Here is a 17,997-nt window from a genome sequence, read left to right on the forward strand (position 1 = left end):
TTTCTTTTTTGCATATTATTTAATAAACATAGTAACGATATGCTTAGTGATTTATCTAATGGAGAAATCGATCGAAAATTCGAAAATTCGAGTAGAAATCCAGCGAGTTGAAAAAATGAACGTGGTAGGGGAACTAACGGCTTCCATTGCCCATGAAATTCGAAATCCCATGACGGCAAGTCGAGGGTTTATGCAATTGGTAAAGGAACAAGTCAAGGATGAAAAAACCCAAAGTTATATCCATATGGCAATTTCAGAGATGGATCGGGCTCAGGGAGTTATTACTGAGTACCTTTCATTTGCCAAACCCGAAATGGAAGAAAAAGAAATAATAGATGTCTGTACTCATATTGAACATGTCCTTTCAATTCTTTCTCCATATGCAGCGTTACATAATGTAGAAATTCAAACAACCTCGCAGCCCTTCATGTTTATTAAAGCGAATCCAGGTAGGCTTACACAATGCCTAGTGAACCTTATTAAAAATGGAATTGAAGCATCATCTGGTAACGGCAAAGTAGAAATTGGCACAGAAAAAAGAGATGAAAATATCGTCATTAAAATTGTTGATAATGGAGTCGGTATGGATGAGGAACAGGTAAAACGTTTAGGGACTCCATTTTATTCGACAAAGGAAAAAGGAACAGGACTTGGTCTTATGGTTTGTTATCGAATTATTGAAATGAAAAAGGGGAAGATTGAGGTAGAAAGCGAAAAAGGAAAAGGAACCAGTTTTTCTATCATCCTTCCTGCTATCACTGAAAATTTTTTGAAGGAGAACCAACCAGCTTAGGCTAATGTTTTTTAATGTAACACAAAAATCCCCGCTACCTATCAGGTGGCGGGGTTCTTTCTATTTATCTGCTCTGGATGCATCATATTCGTCAAATTCAGCTGTCGTAACCTCTGTATAATCACCACGGGCAATTTCTTCTTTTGATGCATCTTGGTTTAATATTATTGTTTTTATTCAACTATAGATTCCCGATAATCGAATAACATGGTGTTTTTATTACTATCAGTCATTCTCTTTTCACGATCGGAATTATTAGATTTTCTCATGAAGGATCGATGCATATTCCCATAAAAATGGCATTAAAAAATCCCTCTTCTATGAGAAACTCCCTGCTCAAAACACCTTCTTCTTTGAAACCTAATTTTTTATAAAGAGTAATGGCACGAATATTATCTTCACGTACTTTGAGATTTATTTTTCTTACATCCCCTGTCGTTCTTGACCATGCTAATAAATATTCAATCATTTTATTTCCTATTGTCATTCCCAAATACTTTTTTAAAACACTAATACCAAATTCTCCAACATGTGAATTTCTGGAACGTTTACCTACTCTAAACGTCAAGTTTCCTACAATTTCTCCATCTATCTCAGCAATTTATAAAATATTCAGAAATACCATACACGGTCCATAAGTTTGAGTGGGTACTACATATCAAGCTAGGTAGGTTCAATTGTAGAGTATTTTTGGGTTCCCACCCGGTCCGAAAGTTTATGTGATACCGTACACACCTAGCTAACCGGGTTCAATTCCATAATTTTTTGGGGCACCCCTCGGTCTCTGGAACTGAGTGGGGGTCCATAAGAGTTAGCTAGGTTCAGTTTTCAATTTTCCTCACGATATATCTGTTAGTAAAATAAAAAAGGCTGCCGAAACAGCGTTATTTCACTAACGATTCCCGTCGAATAACACTGCTTTATAAATCGTGATTATCACCATACTTATAAAAAAGCCAGTAATATATACTCATGTTTCTAGAGCTAATGCTTCTCAGGTTTAAAGTTCTCATTTTTCGCCTCATGATAAGCTTCTTTAAATAATGACGCTGTTTTCCCACCTGACTGATTTTTCGAAGAGGAAGTAATCCCGTTTTGAGCTAAGATATCTAAAATTTTTTGGATGTCCTCTTTGGTCGCAGGTGCTTTGTTTGGCTTTAGTGTAACCGAGTATTTACCACTGGACTCTAATAGGCACAATTCGACATCTGCAATACTTCCTATCTTACTTTGGCGAAGTGCAATTTCTAACTCGTCCGTTGTTAATCGAGCTTTTTTAAGCTCTTCAAACATTATCTTCCCATCTTTAATGAGTACCGATGGTATTCCAACAATAAACTCCCTTGCTTTTGGAAACCATTGCATTACCTTCATCGATAATACAATTCCTATTACAAGCAAGGTTCCTCCATAAAGGGCTTCCCATTCCTTTTTCATTGCTAAAGGCTGGATGAGTATCGTACCGATCGCAATCCTCATGACCGCTTCCGCTACTGTCATTTCTGAAAGTGCCCTCTTTCCTGCGATACGAAGAAGAATAACTCCAGAAGTTAAAATTAACAACGCCTTTAAAGGATAGGGCAAAGAGGGTAGTTGCGCTAATAAACCCCTCACCGATGGTAATTGTGCGAATAAATCCTTCAACTTTTTCATTCCCTTTAACTTTTTTGTTATTATTCGTAAATTCTATACGGAATATGTGGTTAGTTAAGGAACGATGTAAGAACAAAAATTTACGCCTTAGCAAGTAAGGGTTCTTAGTTAAAAACAATATTTATTGCCTTTTATAGCTTTAATTTAAGATAAAGCAAATATATTAAAAACCTCATTCCTTTATTGAACTATCCATTGAGACGATGGTCTGTGCATCTACCTTCATGTCACCGGTTGCTTCTACTCCCAAGGCTTTCAAGCATGCTTGTAGTAACATCGTGATTTCCTCTTTAGAGGGCTGGCTCCCAATCACTTTAATGATAGCCACCCTTTCATGCATGGTACTATGAATTGCGTTTGATTGATTCATCGGTTATCGCTTACTCCCTTTGTTTTATAGTATCAAACAAGGCTGTTCGTTAGTTAAACAAAAGGAATAGCAAATCCAATCTTAATGGTTTTGAATATAATAAGAGGGGATTAGTATACCTAACGGGTTCCGTTTTGGAGGACAAAAAGCCAATTTCCATCGGAATTCACAAGCAAATTTAACACCTTATTCACAAGAGATTGACATTCGAAATAAGATGAAAATAGTGTACCAATTGGTACGCTATTTGAATTTTACTGACTTCTGCCGCTAAACCCCCGTTAGTTCAAGCAGAATATTATACTAATCATTTAATCCCTTTTCATTGAGAATTTGCTGCATACATTTTTCTATTCTTGACTCCCGAGTTTTTGATTGTTTGGGTGCTGAAAAATAAAGAATGTATGCTCTTTGCCGTCCTGGCGTCAATGCCTCAAAAGCAGTTTTCAAGGCAGGTATTTCATCTAATTTCTTTTGAAGTTCTTCAGGAATTGGTTCTGGATTCTTTTTAATATTTGGTTTTACACCAGATTTCTCCACTTCAATGGCTTCATAAATATATGCTTTCAAGATGGGTTCCATCTCAACTATATCTCGAACATTGGTGAACCGAATCTGACGCCCTACCTGCGTATTCTCTCCAGGTTTGATTAGAATACCATTGGCATCCTTTAATAAGGAACCTTTGATAAAGTTAATCGCACAGTATTCTTTAAATGCACTCATTAAAACTATGTTTCGTTTCTGATGTGTGTAACAAGGTTGAGACCACTTCAATTCTTCAGTCAGTCCACAGTCAAGAAGGATCATTCTCAGTTTCTTCAATTCTTCCTGCCAATTATGGACTTTACAGTTAGGAGTCCCTCCCAGAGGGCAACGCATGCAACCCTCAGTGAAATATGCATCAACCTTAGGATTCATTCTTTTGTTTGTCATCAAGGTACACCCCTCTTTCACACCTTCATCGAACGATTTCTTATTGGATTAACCTGTCCGTTTGTTCAATAAAAGGTTCGTTGCCTGCATGTATCATCTGAAATAGATGATATCTTTTAGATCAAATTTGCGGTCGGTAATTCCAAGGTGTTGTGCGGGCGTTGCCTTGGACTTGTTCCAACCACGAACTTCGAAACAAAAGTTGTAATAGGTTCTCAAAATAGTAAGAGCATACTGAGCATACTTTGGATTGAAGTTTGCGTAGATGTAGCTCTTGCCATCTCCACGAGCAGTCATCAATGGACGTTCCAAAACGGAACCCGTTATTAGTATACCTCCTCCCCTTTCTTTATGTACATATGTTGCTGCTTATCTCTCCCTTATTGAACCGATAATTTCCGTTAACACAATAAAATAAGTTTTCTCAATTGTATATTCTTTTAGTATCTTCATTAAAACAATGAACATAGCATTTTTCTTTAAAAGTATCAAAATATATTCAAAATCAATGTAAACTATGTATTTATGCATAAAAAGGGGCGGATGTGAATAAGACAGACTGCGCACTGGGATTGCATGGACAAATATGGTATAATCTGTTCATTAAAAGAGAAACAAAAAAGGGGGGAGAACCCTGTCTCAAAAGACTAAGGTTTTTATCAGTTCGGTTGCACAGGCGTCTCTCGTTAGAATGCGGAAAGACCTTCATGATACTATTAAAGAGCTGGGCCATGAACCGGTCATGTGGGAGAATATTGACCAATTCGGTGGCATTCATGGACAATCAAGCGTTCAAGTTTGTTTGGATATGGTTGAGCAATCAGATATTTATTTTCTAATCATACATAATCAAGCCGGTTCTTTTTTATCGGGAGCAACTCGAACGATTACACACATGGAGTTTTTAAAGGCTGTAGAGAAAAACAAACTGATTAAGATTTTTGTGGAGGAGCTTACAAATCAAGCATATTTTGCTCATGCCCGTCATATCATAAATGATTTTATTAAAAGTTATAATGAAAAATACAACAATTCTCCAACAGATCAAGAAATTCTTTCTGAATTAACTGCTCAATCTAGAAAGAAAAAGGCCCCACAAGCTCTAAAAGAAACAGACCCTTATGTATGGATTCTTTTGTATAAAATTGTTCAACAAGATGAAACCTATGTACACCAGTTTTCAACAGGTGTAAGCGTTGACTGGAAACTTGTTTTTAGTGATTTGCTGTACCAGGGTGTCTCTCTTGTTCCAAGCAAAGCAAAGATAAAAGAAGATGCAGAAACCAGCGCTTCTCTTTCTGTATTTGCTGACGTTTTTTATGATCTTATGCCAATGCTTCGCATTGCCGGTATTAAAAGTGAAGCAAGGTTTTTTACGAAGATTTTGCAAGCATTCAGCGGCGGAAAAATACTCAGGAATGAAGGCGGGTATGTTAGTTTACCCATTGGTGAATTTAAAAGCTGCACAGCCATTTGTATTTTTGAACACAACCAGGATACATTTGCACCTGCCTTCCCTCCGGTTGGAGACGTTTCCGATGCTCCAAAATTATATCATATTAGTGATGACTGGTCATATGTGGTTCAAACATACAAGAACGATGCCGGTACAGAGCTTGTTTTTTATTCAGAGGAGAAAAATATGTTTTACCTAACCAAAAGAGTTGGTGAATATATTGTTTCCTGTCATTTTCCTGCACCTAATTGGAATAATGAGCAATTTAAAACTCACCACGATTGGGTAAGCTATGGTATAATGAGCCAAGGAGCAAATGAAATTTTATTTGATTTTTTAGAATTTGTTTTAGGAGGGATATAAATGTCAAACAAAGTGACAGCAGGTGAAGTGTATGCGGTTGTGGACGGTAAAACGATTAACGCTCACTCCCTGACAAAAAGTGATAAGCCCTCTCTGGTATATGCGGTTCCCTCCAAAAATAGCAGATCCTCCTACCGCGAGAGAATTCGGGCACTAAGAGCAAACAGTGAAATGATTATTGAACGTGTAGAACAACTGAATCGATAAACAATAAGCAGCAGTCCGTGAATAGCACGGACTGCTTTTTGCTATAGAACTAAAAATAACACCTGAAACCATTGTTGCATTCCTCGAATGTTTCCGATTAATAAGTAACCTTTCTGCACAGGGTACTTATTAAAAAAGGCAAATGCCATCTCACTTTCTATTTATATTTCTACTGGTATTTTTCTTACTATGGGTGATATGTAAAGTGTATATGTAGATTTTTATTTTTATATACGCAGTATTTTTAAACTATAATTTGTTAAAATATAAAAGAGGCTGTCTCATGACTTTTGAGACAGCCTCTCAAACTCAAAACACCGGACTTTCACTTCCACTCTCTAATTGGTATATAAACTTCATATTCATTAAGCAGCTATTTTAGTGTAGAGTGTAAGAATGAATAAAGCTGGCTATCATCGAACGTTTTCCGATTTTTCAGTTCCGAATTTTCCGAATGCGTTTTCCAAAGGATACCTAGAGGCATAGGAGATTCATTAAGCATTCGAATATAATCATGCGGTGTGGCTGCTGGTGAATCTTGATATGTTGTTTTTTCACGATAAAAATCGTAACCTTGAGCTTTATTAAAAACCACACATGGGCTAAAAACGTTAATTAAAGAGAAACCGTCGTGCTGAATCCCCTCCATTATTAAATGGGTAAGGTGTTTGATATCACCTGAAAAGCCCTGGGCAATGAAGCTGGCACCAGAAGACCACGCCAGGAGTAAAGGGTTGATTGGAACGTCATGATTTCCTAAGGGTGTTGTAGATGACTCATATCCAATAGGACTCGTAGGGGATGTCTGTCCTTTCGTATTCCCATACACTCCATTGTCCATAACAATGTATGTAATAGGTAAGTTACGTCTTGCTGCATGCACAAGGTGCCCTACACCGATTCCATATCCATCTCCATCCCCTCCTGCAACAAGGACGGTTAAGTCCGGACAGGCTCCCTTAACCCCCTGACCTATCGCCAGTGCACGCCCGTGCGTTGAGTGAATAGAGTATCCACCAAAATAATGAGATATTTTTCCACTGCATCCGATACCAGATACAAGCACAGTATCCTCTGGTGGGATTGCCAGGTTAAGAAGCGCACGCTGAATCCCGTTTAATACGGTGAAATCACCACAGCCAGGGCACCACGTAGGTTTATTCCCGTTCGAATAATCTTTTAATGTTAACGAAGCTTCCATTTCTATTCGCCTCCTCTAATCAATAAAGACTGTTGTTGTTATATTATTAACAGAATCCCTTATGGCAGTTTCAAACTCTTCCAAGGTATAATGCTCTCCGTCAAAACGAAGAAGCGAAGAAGCATTCTTATCTTTAAGCACTGGTTCAAGGAAAAAACGGATTTGTCCTCGTGCATTGTATTCCGCTACAACGATTTTACCTACTCCACTCAGAATTTCGGAAAGTTCATATTCTGGAAGGGGACATAACTGGCGCAATAAAATCCCACAAAATTCTTCTGGGTTTCGCCGCACAATAGCCTCAATAAGTTCTCCTAATGAACCGGTTCCTATGATTGCAGTTGTGGCCTTAGGATTTCCTACAACTGTAAACGGACGGTTGTAATCAATCTGATCAGCCTTATGCAAACGTCTCTGGTGAAGGGTATGTCGTACTTTTTGAAAATCCGGTTCCATCCATCCTCTCTCGTCATGTTCATCCCCACTAGCTACATACGCTCCTCCTTTTATTCCGGGAGTTGTACGTATGGGTGGCTGCCCCTCGATAGATTCATATCGTTTATATTCCTGTAATGGAGGGGATTCGATGAGCGTTGGTCCTCTGTCAATAGCTACACTGCGAAGAGAATCCTCTACTAAATACCAAGGAACTGAAATCCTTCGCAATGCGAGGTCAAGATCTAAGGCAATAATAACAGGGCACTGATAATAATCTGCAAGATTAAGGGCCTCTTGCATGACTAACAGGCAATCCAGTACACCTGTCGGAGTAAGTAAGATTCGAGAAAACTCACCATGACCAGAATAATAAAGATGGAAAAGGTCGCTCTGCTCTGTTTTAGTTGGCATTCCAGTGGATGGGCCTCCACGCTGGTTGTCAACAATAACAAGAGGAATTTCTGTGGCGCCAATATAACTCATTCCTTCCGTCATTAAAGACAATCCAGGTCCGCTTGTTGCGACAAAAGTTCTCTTCCCCGCAAAGCTTGCACCGACCGCGGCATGGATGGCTGCAATTTCATCCTCCACTTGATAAGCCCGTCCGCCAAGCGATGGCAGCCATTTTGAAAGGTATTCTAATATTTCAGAGGCAGGTGTTATTGGATATCCGAAGTAGTGGCGAACACCACCCGACACAGCCGACAAACTCAATGCATCGTTTCCAGACAGGGTAACGTATTCTACATCAGACTTATTTATAATCGAACCGTTGTTCTTTGTACCTCCCCTTTTATAGCCATTATCTAGTAGGAGAAGGTTCGATTTATCGGAGAATCGGGATTCCAACGCCTTGCGTACCTGTTCATAAGGTAGACCAATATATCCGGCTGCAATCCCTAGAGCCCAAACATTAAACCCAAGTTTTGGGCTCTTTTCCTGGTTCTCTATTGGCACCAATTTACTTTCGGAAGGCCCAAATAATAAATCATTATCCCTAAGTCTAGGCAGATAACGCGCTGCCCCTTCATCATCCCAGACAACAGCAAGATCTACTGTCTGTAGGCGTGGCGGGGGAATTTCTTCCTTTTCTTCAGTTAGATAAATTTCATACGAAGTGTAGCCTCCCCGGATGATGGTGGAGAAATCTCTCCACGTCCGAAAAGCACGTCCTTGTTCTTGCAAAATGGCTGATAAAATTTCACCTGCAGTCTCAATTCCCTGTCCAGTTAACCCAAATAAGGCAACAACTTTCACTCAAATCTCCTCCTTCAATCCGTAATAACTTCCTTTTTTATTTGTTATCCTCCAAGGTAAATTTTCTCGATAACTTTGTCATTGAGCAAATTTTCCGTTATATCTTCACGTACAATTTTGCCTAGTTCCAACACATAGGCCCGTTTTGCCAAACGCAGTGCTGCCCGCGCATTTTGTTCCACTAAGAGGATTGTCGTTCCGCTCTCATTAATTTTCTTTATTGTATCGAATATCGTGTGAACAACAATCGGGGCAAGACCCATGGATGGCTCATCAAGCAGAAGGAGTTTAGGTTTACTCATCAGTGCTCTTCCCATTGCCAGCATCTGCTGTTCTCCCCCTGAAAGCGTTCCGGCTAACTGTTTTCTACGTTCATATAACCGGGGAAACAATTCATATACGAGATTAAATCGCTCTTGGATGGTTGCTCTTGCACTGTAGCTTCCCAACTGAAGGTTTTCCTCTACAGACATGGTAGAAAAAACACGGCGTCCTTCCGGTACATGAATCAGCCCTTTTTCAACAATTTTGTGAGCATTCATTTTATGAATAGGTTCACCGTAAAAATGAATCGTTCCACTCTTAGGCTTTATAAGGCCTGAAATGGTACGTAACGTAGTGGATTTGCCAGCCCCATTAACACCTAATAATGCTACTGTTTCTCCCTGCTTGACATGTAAGGATACATTATTCAACGCAGGAACTTTTCCATAGGCAACTGAAACATCCTGGATTTCAAATACCATCGACATTTTTATCCCTCTTCACCTAAGTAAGATTCAATAACGCGCTGATCCTTTTTTATGTCTTCAGGAAGTCCTTCAACAAGCAGTTCTCCATAGTGGAGTACGATAATCCAGTCTGATATATCCATAATGAGCTGCATATCATGTTCAATAATGACAATCGTCGTCCCGCTATCCCTTATTGCGTAAATTAATTCTCTTAGATTATTTTTTTCACTATGATTCATGCCGGCTGCTGGTTCATCTAAAAGAAGAATATCAGGTTGAGTAGCCAGTGCTCTTGCAATTTCTAATTTACGCTGTTCCCCATACGATAAATCGGCTGCCCGGTTATCTGCTTTTTCCTCTAACCCAACAAACTTCAGGATCCTAGAAACTTCTTCCTTTACCAGTTCTTCCTCTCTTCTGTATTTAGGCGGGTGAAAAAGAGCAGAGAAAACACTCGTATTTGTCCGTATATGAAGTCCTGACATTACATTTTGCTCTACCGTTAAGCCCTTAAACAAACGAATCGTTTGGAATGTGCGCGCGATGCCTTTTTGTACGATTCGGTTAGGAGAAAAACCATGGATAGGCTTGCCTTTCATAAGGACAGTACCAGAACTCGGACGAACAAACCCTGTTAAACAGTTGAACACCGTACTTTTTCCGGCACCGTTCGGACCGATGATTGATAGAATTTTCCCCTCGTTTACTTCAAAGCTAAGATTAGATACAGCATTAAGACCACCGAATCTGACTCCTAACCCTTGAGCTGAAAGCAATACGCTCAAACTACCACTTTCCTTTCCTGAGTATTTTCCAAATCTGCTGCTCCGTCCTTATCCTCCTTTGTTTTATTCTTTTGTTGCAGCGATTTTATCCCTAACAGTCCTTGCGGCCGGAATACCATCAGCAAAAGAAGTCCGACTGCATAAATAACCATACGCCATTCATCAAAAGAACGCAGAAGTTCCGGCAATGCTACTAGAATGAGAGCCCCAAGTAAAACACCTGCATTCCGGCCCATTCCTCCTAAAATAACAACCATCAAAATATTTACCGACTGCATAAAGGTAAAACTTTCAGGGTTAATAACAGACATCTTCACTGCATAAAAAGCGCCGGCAAAACCTCCGCAAACCGCGCCAAGTAAATAGGCAAGCAGTTTATACTGAACAAGGTTTACTCCTATAGCCTGGGCTGCCGATTCATCTTCTCTTATAAACATCCATGCTCTTCCAATTCTTGATTTACCTAATCTGCTAGCTCCAACTAAAATGATAATGAGGAGCACTAGACCCAGGTAGTAAAGCTCCGTGTTTGTGTTTAGTTTCTCTGCCCCAAACCATGGTTTAGGTATGGCATAAATTCCGTTTGGCCCCCCGGTCCAACTCATATTTGTTGCAGCAATTCGAATAATTTCACCAAAACCTAATGTGACGATAGCAAGATAATCACTGCGAAGTCTTAATGTTGGTGCGCCGATAATGAGACCTAAAATTCCGGAAACAATACCCCCGGCAAGTAATGAAATCCAAAATGAAACATGAAAATTCACCATTAATAACGCGGTTGTATAGGCACCAGCAGCATAGAAAGCCGCATATCCAAGATCAAGAAGGCCGCAGTAGCCTACAACAATATTTAATCCGATACCAAGCATTGAATAGATAAAGATCCCCGTCATTACATCAATAACATAGGGATTCGGATACACGAGTGGCAGTATGGCGGAGCATGCGGCCAGGATAAGATAGAATAGAGATCCACGTTTTAATGGAATCGATCGTTTTTTCCCCATAGTAAGCACCACCTACATTTTTTCGGCTTGTGGCTCTCCTAGGAGGCCAGTGGGCTTAAAAACAAGTACCAGGATTAAAATCCCAAAAGCGAAAACATCTTTCCATGCTGGAGAAAAGTAGCCGCCTCCAAGCGTTTCTAGAATACCGAGCAAAAATCCCCCGAGAACCGCACCGGGAATATTCCCGATCCCACCTAATACAGCTGCAGTAAAGGCTTTAAGTCCCATCAGGAATCCCATCATAAAACTAATCTGGCCATAGTATCCACCCATCATAACACCTGCAGCACTAGCCAATGCCGAACCGATAAAAAATGTAAGAGCAACAATTCCACGTACATTTATTCCCATTAACTGAGCTGCATCCTGATCGAGTGAGACTGCACGCATAGCTTTTCCTACAAATGTTTTCTTGATGAATAGCTGTAGTGCAATCATCAAAATAATGCTGATGAAAACCATACCAATTTGTGTATAGGAGACTTTTACAATACTAATAGGTAATCCGTTACCATTAAACAGATGGGGGTAAACCTGGAAACTTGGTCCGTAAGAAACCATAACGAGATTTTCAAGCAGAAGAGAGACAGCGAGTGCAGAAATCATAATAGAGAGGCGTGGTGCATTTAACAAAGGTACATAGGCGACACGGTTAATTAACATGCCGATTAGACCTGTAATCAACATGGAGGCAAGCATAGCCATCACGAAAGTTCCAACACCAGGCGTGCTTATTGTACCAACTAACCCAAGAATACTAAGGCCCAAAAATGAACCTACCATGTAAACATCACCGTGAGCAAAATTAATCAAACGCATAATCCCAAAAACCATCGTGTACCCTAGAGCAAGCAAGGCATAAAAATTACCGATCGTAAGACCATTGATTAATTGCTGCATTAGCACTTCCAACTAAAGCACCTCCTGTTGCTTGGTATATAGATTTCATTTAGGTTACCCGGGAATTGCCCTCTCCGGGTAACCATCGATTCGGATACGTTAAAGTAATGATTAGTTTTCCGCACTAACAAACTTCCCATCTTTCACTTTCGTTGTAATATAGAGAAGGTCAGTTCGATCCCCTTTCTCATCAAACTTGACATTCCCCGTAACCCCAGAATAGCCGTTCAGGTTATGCAAAGCAGCAACAACAGCCTTACTGTCCGTCGAATTCGCTTGTTTTATAGCCTCTGCAACAGCATTTACTCCGTCATACGTAAACGTTGTGTATGGTCCCGGGTCCTTACTGTACGTTTCTTTGTACTTAGAAACAAAGTCTTTCGCACCCGGTAAAAACTCCGGTGTAGGTACGGAATCTACAATAACACCTTCTGCAGCAGGTCCAGCAATTTTAATCAATGTAGGGTCATTATTTGAATCTCCAACCATAAACAATGTGTTGATTCCTAAATCTTTTGCCTGTTTTATTAGAAGTCCACCTTCAGCATAGTAACCGGTCCAATAAATCGCGTCCGGCTGTAATGGTTTAAGCTTACTTAAGGTTACAGAAAAGTCTTTCTCACCGGGCGTGATGGCGTCAAAAAACACAACTTCCCCGCCTAGTTTTTCCACACTGCTTTTCGTTTCATCTGCTAATCCCTTTGCGTATGTCGTGTTATCGTGCAGGATAGCTATTTTCTTCTTCTTTTGTTTGTTGATAAGATACTCGGAAACAAATTTACTTTGTTGGTCATCACGACCTACCATTCTAAATACGTTTTCAAACCCTTGTTCAGTAATCTTGGGGTTACTTGATGCAGCGGCAATAAAAGGAATTCCTTGATCGTTGTATACCGTAGTTGCAGGAAGGGTTGCACTCGAGCAGTAATGACCAACGACTGCAGCAACATTTGAAGTGACAAGCTTATTCGCTGCTTGTGTTGCTACCTGGGCATCACAGGCATCATCTATGGATACGATCTCGATTTTCTTGCCTAGTACCCCTCCCTTGTCATTGATCTGAGTGGCAGCAATTTTCGCAGCCTGGACAATGTCCTCGCCCATCTTAGCATTCGTCCCCGACAATGGTGCCGGAACACCGATTTTTATCGTTGAGCCGGACGTCTGCGATTTCCCTGCAGATGTTTGTTCCGCCTGATTTGTATTTCCACAACCTGTAATGGATATTCCAAGTAATAATGTTGCCGCTGCAGCTGCTAGCATTTTAGAAATTTTCATCATTATCCCCCTCATTCTCTACAGAGCAGTTATTATGATTGTTCAAGCGCTGCATTTACAATTGAATTCATATTGGAGTCGCTCCAATTAACAGGAAACAAGGAATAGAAAACGGCAGCTGCAGTGTCAGAGTGGTATGTAAGAGGAGTATCTTTCGTTAGAAAAAGGTATCTCCCTCACGGCCTGTTAAGGTTTTTCTATCTGAAATGATTTGTATCTCACCACTCAGGACATAAACGACTTCATCATAGCGAACAGTCCAGGGGAAACTACAATTCGTAAGCCGTAAAATCCCCCTCCCATTGTAGTTGAATGATCCGTTCCAATGATTCTGCTTATGGAAGCTTTACCGGGACCGATCGTCCCTTCCAACGTTTCAAAAGTGAGCTCGTTCTTTTTAAAGTGGTGAAGCGCCATCTATTTCCCCTCCTTTCACTCGCAGGTATCATTACCATCCGCCATAAGCAACCCATCCGCCATCTACATCAATTTGTGTTCCCGTTATATAACTAGAGTCATCTGATGCAAGGAACAAAGCCAGGTTTGCGATTTCCTCGGGTGTACCATACCTTCCAAGCGGGGTGCGCCGTAAAATATCTTCATCGCCATACCCGCCTGACTGCTGGTCGTGTACATCCATAACGGTTGCAATATACCCCGGATCAATGACATTGGCTCTGATTTTATGCTCCGCCCACTCCGTTGCGAGGGCTTTATTTAAACCAATCAAACCGTGTTTTGAACTACAGTAAGCAGCTCTCAGCGGAAGGCCAACACGTCCAAGAATCGAGCCGATTTGTATAATGGAGCCACTTTTTTGTGGAATCATATGTTTCGCAGCCGCTTGCGAGCAAAAAAATACGCCAGTCAAATTTACATCAATCGCTCTTCTCCAGTCTTCTTCACTTAATTCGACGGAAGGACGAACCATTGAAATACCAGCATTATTTACCATTACATCTAGCTTTCCCCACTTATCAACCGCAGTTTCTACTAGGCGTTCTACATCAGCTTTTACCGATGTATCCGCCTCTACCGCAATCGCTGACAATCCACGCTCCACAAGTCGATTAGCAACTTCTTGAGCACGCTCTAATTTGCGAGAGTTTACGACCACATGGGCACCATTTTCAGCATATAACGTTGCAATAGCTTCCCCAATTCCCATACTTGAACCTGTAACTATACAAACTTTGTTTAATATTTTCAAAATAATCACTCCTTATTAAATATTCAGTTAATTTTGTTTACAAATAATTTAGTTTGATTTTAAATACGAGTACGGAGAGCCTTTGCGTTTTTCACTTCTTCTATGCGTTGTTCAGCAAACAGGTCAGCTGCCTTATACGTAGGAATGTTTTTCTCTTTCGAAATGTTGATTAGGCTCGTCATTGTCTCATAAATACGTGTAACTTTTCCCATTGCTCTTTCATAATTGAATCCACCTGTATTTAATCGATCGGTATCGTACACAGTTCCTCCAGCATTAATAATATAGTCAGTTCCGTAAACGATACCTAATTCGTGGAGCATATCTCCATGACGCTCCTCTTTCAGTTGATTATTAGCTGAACCTGCCACTACTTTACACTTCAACTGTTCGATCGTATTGTCATTAATTACTGCTCCTAAAGCGCATGGACAGTATACGTCAACGTCCTCCGCATGAATCGTTTCCGGTGATACAGCACGGGCGCCAAATTTTTCAACAACCGCCTCTACCTTAGCTTGATCGATATCACCGACAAGTAACTCAGCGCCCTCTTCATGCAGAATTTCCACCACATGATAGCCTACACTTCCAAGCCCTTGCACCGCAACCCGTACTCCCTGGAGTGATTCAGTGCCCATGGCTTCCTTTACACACGCGCGCATTCCTTGCACGACTCCAAAAGCAGTTGCATATGAAATGGGCCCTGCTCCCCCCAATTCTTTAGGAAGAGTAACAATATGCTCCGTCTCCATTCGAATGTATTCCATGTCGCGAAGCGTTGTTCCAACATCTTCTCCTGTCATGTATAAACCGCCCAGTCTATCAATAAAACGTCCAAGGGCCCGAAACAGTCCTTCTGATTTTTGTGTTTTAGGGTCTCCGATGATTACACACTTGCCTCCTCCAAGATTTACACCGGCGGCTGCATATTTGTAAGTCATTCCTCTAGCTAACCGTAACGCATCTTCAATGGCTTCATTTTCCGTGTTATACGTCCACATACGGCAACCACCCACCGCTGAACCTAGTGTTGTATCATGTATAGCAATAATCGCTTTTAATCCCGTCGCATTATCCTGACAAATAAAAAGGTTTTCGTAGTCATACTTCTCCATATAGCTTAAAAACCGGCTTTCCATCTGAACTCCTTGTTTACTGAGTGTCTTTTCCATCTAAGTTACCTCCTATAAGTTGAAATACAATAGATACGCATCTTCCTAAACTCACAGCTTTCAGTAACCGCTTATATTTTTGTAGAATCAATATCCAGGCTTATTAAAACTTATTTGCCTGGATATCAGTCAGCTGTAAAAGTTGTTCAATTGTAAAATCAATGTGTTCCTTCACGTGAAATGCGGCAAGCTCAGGGTCACGAGCATTAATTGCCTCATAAATGTTAATGTGCTGCATGGAAAATGTTTCAGCTACTTTCGACATCATTTTCTCACGGATGGTAACATAATGAGTTTTCACCAAGCTTTCAACTACGTGCATGAGATGAATTAACACCTTGTTTTTAGATAAAATAACGATTTGAGAGTGGAAATTCAGATCGGCTTCTTCCGTAAAAATTCCTGCTTCTGTCTCCTTTTTTAAGCGTTCGGTAAGTTCGCGGAGAACCGCTAAATTTACATCATCAGCCCGTATGGCCGCAAGTCTGGCAGCCTCACTTTCAAGAATCTTTCTAGCTTCCAGGAGCATGAATACATCCTCTACGTTTTGGGACATGACCATCATAAGAGGTTCCATTACATCACCAAGTTCGGCCTTTTTAACATAGGTTCCGCGAGGGGTGATTTCAATCAATCCCATTCCGGAAAGAACTTTCAATCCTTCGCGCAAAGACGATCGGCTGACTGATAACTGTTTCGCCAGCTCGCGTTCTGCAAGGAATTGATCACCCGGTTTTAGTTCTCCGGTAAGAACAAATTCTTTGATTTTCTGTACCACTTCCTCTGTTCGCTGGTTTTGTTCTAGACGCTTAATAGGTACCACGAGTTCCCCCCCTCCTGTGAGAATAAACTGATAATGAAACAAGGCACCTGGAAGAGTAATGCAAGATGCTTCTATACTCAACCTCTAATCAGTTTTCTCATCCATGAACTCTTTAAAATTACCATGGTATCCAGTTGTTTGCTCCGAACGTGGTCGTTCTTGGTCATACCAAGGTTCTATCAAGAATTGTATATAGGCATTGTTAAACTGTCAAGTATTTTTTCATCTTTTTAAAATTTTCAATTAATTTTAATTACAGGAGATACGAATAGAAAGTAAACAGACACTGGCAATTCATGTTTGATTACTATAAGGGGTGTATTTAATCTTGTTTTTAAAGGGGGAATTATAGAGTCGAAAGTATATTTAGATACTGATTCTATAGATTGTAAGGGGAGCGGAAGAATACTACTGTACAAAAATTATTCAATCATTTCGAGGGATGAAAATTCTATACAGATAACATACTTATATGGAATGAGGAAATACAATTGGGCTTCTTAGTAAATAATTTTGCGTGGAATAATACAAGCAAACTTCTATAAAGCATAAAAAAAATCAATCATTTACCAATTTTTGTACTCACCTCCAATAAAGGTATTTTACCTTCCATCATCACTTATTCACGGATATGTTTATATGACAAAAATTAAATTACACATCTACAATCAGTAAAAGCTATTGTGGATATGGATACTTATACCAATCAACAATTTCAATTGCTTCCTTGATAGTCATATGCCTATTACTATTTTTTTGATAAAAGTTATCCAGAGCGTAAATTAGAACATTTACAAATGGAGTCTTGCTGTTAGGATCTATTTTTTTTATTCCTCGTACTAGGCTTTCTTTTTCTTGTGGACTTATTTTATTCCAAGCATATCCGTCTTTTTTTTCACTATTTTCTTTAGAGAATTTCATGAATTTTGCTGAAGATAAATTTTTAATTTGAGATGAATTGTTTAAGGATAGCGATAGGGATAGGAATAAGATATAGGTTGTAATAAAGAAAGTGCTCCATACTATTATTTTTTTCATTTTTAGCCTCCGTTTCATAATATATCCATATATTTAATCTATTCTGAATATTTAAATCTTATTTAATTTCTATTCTCTATATCAATCCTATTATCCTTCAAATGAAAATGGACACCAAACAACATCTGTAATAGATGTAATCCAGTGTCCTCCAATAAACTGGTAGAATTTACATTTTACAACTTATTTATACGCAGTATTTTTAAACTATGAATTATGATAGCGCTGCATGCCTATTGAGGTAATTGAAATTTATTATATCTCCTTCTTGAGTGGATACTATGAAGGAGCAAAAAACTTAGGGGGAGTAGAATGAAAATGAAAAGGGTTCTGATAACATAAGAACAGATAATGGGATATTTAACAAAGA

Annotated in this window: 20 protein-coding genes and 1 pseudogene; 3 read left to right on the top strand and 18 right to left on the bottom strand. The window is 39.8% G+C overall.

All coding sequences use genetic code 11. From position 1 onward, the window contains the following. On the top strand, positions 1 to 793 hold a 793-nt coding region (locus MBEAL2_RS24120; RefSeq protein ID WP_047154790.1), incomplete at its 5' end, for an ATP-binding protein. A gap of 265 nt (positions 794 to 1,058) precedes the next feature. Here MBEAL2_RS24120 and MBEAL2_RS24125 read toward each other — a convergent pair. The 5 genes and pseudogenes from MBEAL2_RS24125 to MBEAL2_RS33230 all read right to left on the bottom strand — a co-directional run. Further along, the gene (locus MBEAL2_RS24125) at positions 1,059 to 1,394 is read right to left on the bottom strand and encodes a GNAT family N-acetyltransferase (protein ID WP_082130146.1); all 336 of its coding nucleotides are present in this window, start codon (positions 1,392 to 1,394) and stop codon (positions 1,059 to 1,061) included. A gap of 383 nt (positions 1,395 to 1,777) precedes the next feature. Further along, entirely contained in the window at positions 1,778 to 2,446 is a 669-nt protein-coding gene (locus tag MBEAL2_RS30630; protein WP_082130147.1) for a DUF421 domain-containing protein, read from the bottom strand. Positions 2,447 to 2,618: 172 nt separating this feature from the next. Next, positions 2,619 to 2,816 (bottom strand): hypothetical protein, encoded by a 198-nt coding sequence (locus MBEAL2_RS24135; protein WP_047154791.1) that lies wholly within the window; start codon positions 2,814 to 2,816, stop codon positions 2,619 to 2,621. 303 nt (positions 2,817 to 3,119) lie between these two features. Then, positions 3,120 to 3,752, bottom strand: coding sequence for a YdeI/OmpD-associated family protein (locus MBEAL2_RS24140; protein ID WP_047154792.1), 633 nt, complete (start codon positions 3,750 to 3,752; stop codon positions 3,120 to 3,122). A 93-nt stretch (positions 3,753 to 3,845) separates the two neighbouring features. Then, a pseudogene (locus tag MBEAL2_RS33230) lies at positions 3,846 to 4,070 on the bottom strand (insertion element protein); the annotation flags it as partial. 340 nt (positions 4,071 to 4,410) lie between these two features. On the opposite strand from MBEAL2_RS33230, the gene MBEAL2_RS24150 reads away from it, so the two are divergent. Both MBEAL2_RS24150 and MBEAL2_RS24155 read left to right on the top strand, forming a co-directional pair. Next, a complete protein-coding gene (locus MBEAL2_RS24150) occupies positions 4,411 to 5,571 on the top strand; it encodes a DUF4062 domain-containing protein (protein WP_269082518.1) in 1,161 nt (386 codons plus the stop codon). Then, positions 5,572 to 5,778 carry a hypothetical protein gene (locus tag MBEAL2_RS24155; RefSeq protein WP_047154795.1) on the top strand — a complete coding sequence of 69 codons (207 nt, stop codon included), beginning with the start codon at positions 5,572 to 5,574 and terminating at the stop codon, positions 5,776 to 5,778. It begins immediately after the preceding gene. A gap of 373 nt (positions 5,779 to 6,151) precedes the next feature. On the opposite strand, the gene MBEAL2_RS24160 is transcribed toward MBEAL2_RS24155, so the two are convergent. The 13 genes from MBEAL2_RS24160 to MBEAL2_RS24215 form a co-directional block, all read right to left on the bottom strand. After that, the gene (locus MBEAL2_RS24160; RefSeq protein WP_047154796.1) at positions 6,152 to 6,979 is read right to left on the bottom strand and encodes a thiamine pyrophosphate-dependent enzyme; all 828 of its coding nucleotides are present in this window, start codon (positions 6,977 to 6,979) and stop codon (positions 6,152 to 6,154) included. Between the two features lie 15 nt (positions 6,980 to 6,994). Beyond that, a complete protein-coding gene (locus MBEAL2_RS24165; RefSeq protein WP_047154797.1) occupies positions 6,995 to 8,674 on the bottom strand; it encodes a 2-oxoacid:acceptor oxidoreductase family protein in 1,680 nt (559 codons plus the stop codon). Between the two features lie 44 nt (positions 8,675 to 8,718). After that, entirely contained in the window at positions 8,719 to 9,426 is a 708-nt protein-coding gene (locus MBEAL2_RS24170) for an ABC transporter ATP-binding protein (protein ID WP_047154798.1), read from the bottom strand. A gap of 2 nt (positions 9,427 to 9,428) precedes the next feature. Continuing rightward, entirely contained in the window at positions 9,429 to 10,193 is a 765-nt protein-coding gene (locus MBEAL2_RS24175) for an ABC transporter ATP-binding protein (RefSeq protein ID WP_201780853.1), read from the bottom strand. Next, positions 10,190 to 11,203, bottom strand: a complete 1,014-nt coding sequence (locus MBEAL2_RS24180; RefSeq protein ID WP_047154799.1) for a branched-chain amino acid ABC transporter permease — start codon at positions 11,201 to 11,203, stop codon at positions 10,190 to 10,192. Before MBEAL2_RS24180 ends, MBEAL2_RS24175 begins: the two co-directional genes overlap by 4 nt. A 12-nt stretch (positions 11,204 to 11,215) precedes the next feature. After that, entirely contained in the window at positions 11,216 to 12,115 is a 900-nt protein-coding gene (locus MBEAL2_RS24185) for a branched-chain amino acid ABC transporter permease (protein WP_201780854.1), read from the bottom strand. A 99-nt stretch (positions 12,116 to 12,214) separates the two neighbouring features. Next, entirely contained in the window at positions 12,215 to 13,381 is a 1,167-nt protein-coding gene (locus MBEAL2_RS24190; RefSeq protein WP_201780855.1) for a branched-chain amino acid ABC transporter substrate-binding protein, read from the bottom strand. 157 nt (positions 13,382 to 13,538) lie between these two features. Then, positions 13,539 to 13,673 (bottom strand): EutQ-related cupin domain-containing protein, encoded by a 135-nt coding sequence (locus MBEAL2_RS34120; protein WP_082130151.1) that lies wholly within the window; start codon positions 13,671 to 13,673, stop codon positions 13,539 to 13,541. Beyond that, positions 13,607 to 13,798 (bottom strand): hypothetical protein, encoded by a 192-nt coding sequence (locus tag MBEAL2_RS24195; RefSeq protein WP_047154800.1) that lies wholly within the window; start codon positions 13,796 to 13,798, stop codon positions 13,607 to 13,609. The genes MBEAL2_RS34120 and MBEAL2_RS24195 overlap by 67 nt, the downstream gene beginning before the upstream one ends. Before the next feature lie 31 nt (positions 13,799 to 13,829). Continuing rightward, the gene (locus MBEAL2_RS24200; protein ID WP_201780856.1) at positions 13,830 to 14,591 is read right to left on the bottom strand and encodes an SDR family NAD(P)-dependent oxidoreductase; all 762 of its coding nucleotides are present in this window, start codon (positions 14,589 to 14,591) and stop codon (positions 13,830 to 13,832) included. A gap of 59 nt (positions 14,592 to 14,650) precedes the next feature. Next, positions 14,651 to 15,766 carry a Leu/Phe/Val dehydrogenase gene (locus MBEAL2_RS24205; protein WP_304511129.1) on the bottom strand — a complete coding sequence of 372 codons (1,116 nt, stop codon included), beginning with the start codon at positions 15,764 to 15,766 and terminating at the stop codon, positions 14,651 to 14,653. A gap of 103 nt (positions 15,767 to 15,869) precedes the next feature. Then, positions 15,870 to 16,589 (bottom strand): FadR/GntR family transcriptional regulator, encoded by a 720-nt coding sequence (locus tag MBEAL2_RS24210; RefSeq protein WP_047154801.1) that lies wholly within the window; start codon positions 16,587 to 16,589, stop codon positions 15,870 to 15,872. Positions 16,590 to 17,267: 678 nt separating this feature from the next. Continuing rightward, a complete protein-coding gene (locus MBEAL2_RS24215) occupies positions 17,268 to 17,627 on the bottom strand; it encodes a hypothetical protein (protein WP_047154802.1) in 360 nt (119 codons plus the stop codon). Positions 17,628 to 17,997: the final 370 nt, after the last annotated feature.

It is taken from the genome of Aneurinibacillus tyrosinisolvens (assembly GCF_001015055.1).
Classification (GTDB): Bacteria; Bacillota; Bacilli; order Aneurinibacillales; family Aneurinibacillaceae; genus Aneurinibacillus_A; species Aneurinibacillus_A tyrosinisolvens.

Coding starts and splice junctions, on each gene's coding strand:
- MBEAL2_RS30630 (WP_082130147.1), bottom strand. CDS start 2,446: ATGAAAAAGTTGAAGGATTTATTCGCACAATTACCATCGGTGAGGGGT.
- MBEAL2_RS24135 (WP_047154791.1), bottom strand. CDS start 2,816: ATGAATCAATCAAACGCAATTCATAGTACCATGCATGAAAGGGTGGCT.
- MBEAL2_RS24140 (WP_047154792.1), bottom strand. CDS start 3,752: ATGACAAACAAAAGAATGAATCCTAAGGTTGATGCATATTTCACTGAG.
- MBEAL2_RS24155 (WP_047154795.1), top strand. CDS start 5,572: ATGTCAAACAAAGTGACAGCAGGTGAAGTGTATGCGGTTGTGGACGGT.
- MBEAL2_RS24160 (WP_047154796.1), bottom strand. CDS start 6,979: ATGGAAGCTTCGTTAACATTAAAAGATTATTCGAACGGGAATAAACCT.
- MBEAL2_RS24170 (WP_047154798.1), bottom strand. CDS start 9,426: ATGTCGATGGTATTTGAAATCCAGGATGTTTCAGTTGCCTATGGAAAA.
- MBEAL2_RS24180 (WP_047154799.1), bottom strand. CDS start 11,203: ATGGGGAAAAAACGATCGATTCCATTAAAACGTGGATCTCTATTCTAT.
- MBEAL2_RS24190 (WP_201780855.1), bottom strand. CDS start 13,381: ATGAAAATTTCTAAAATGCTAGCAGCTGCAGCGGCAACATTATTACTT.
- MBEAL2_RS24195 (WP_047154800.1), bottom strand. CDS start 13,798: ATGGCGCTTCACCACTTTAAAAAGAACGAGCTCACTTTTGAAACGTTG.
- MBEAL2_RS24205 (WP_304511129.1), bottom strand. CDS start 15,766: ATGGAAAAGACACTCAGTAAACAAGGAGTTCAGATGGAAAGCCGGTTT.
- MBEAL2_RS24215 (WP_047154802.1), bottom strand. CDS start 17,627: ATGAAAAAAATAATAGTATGGAGCACTTTCTTTATTACAACCTATATC.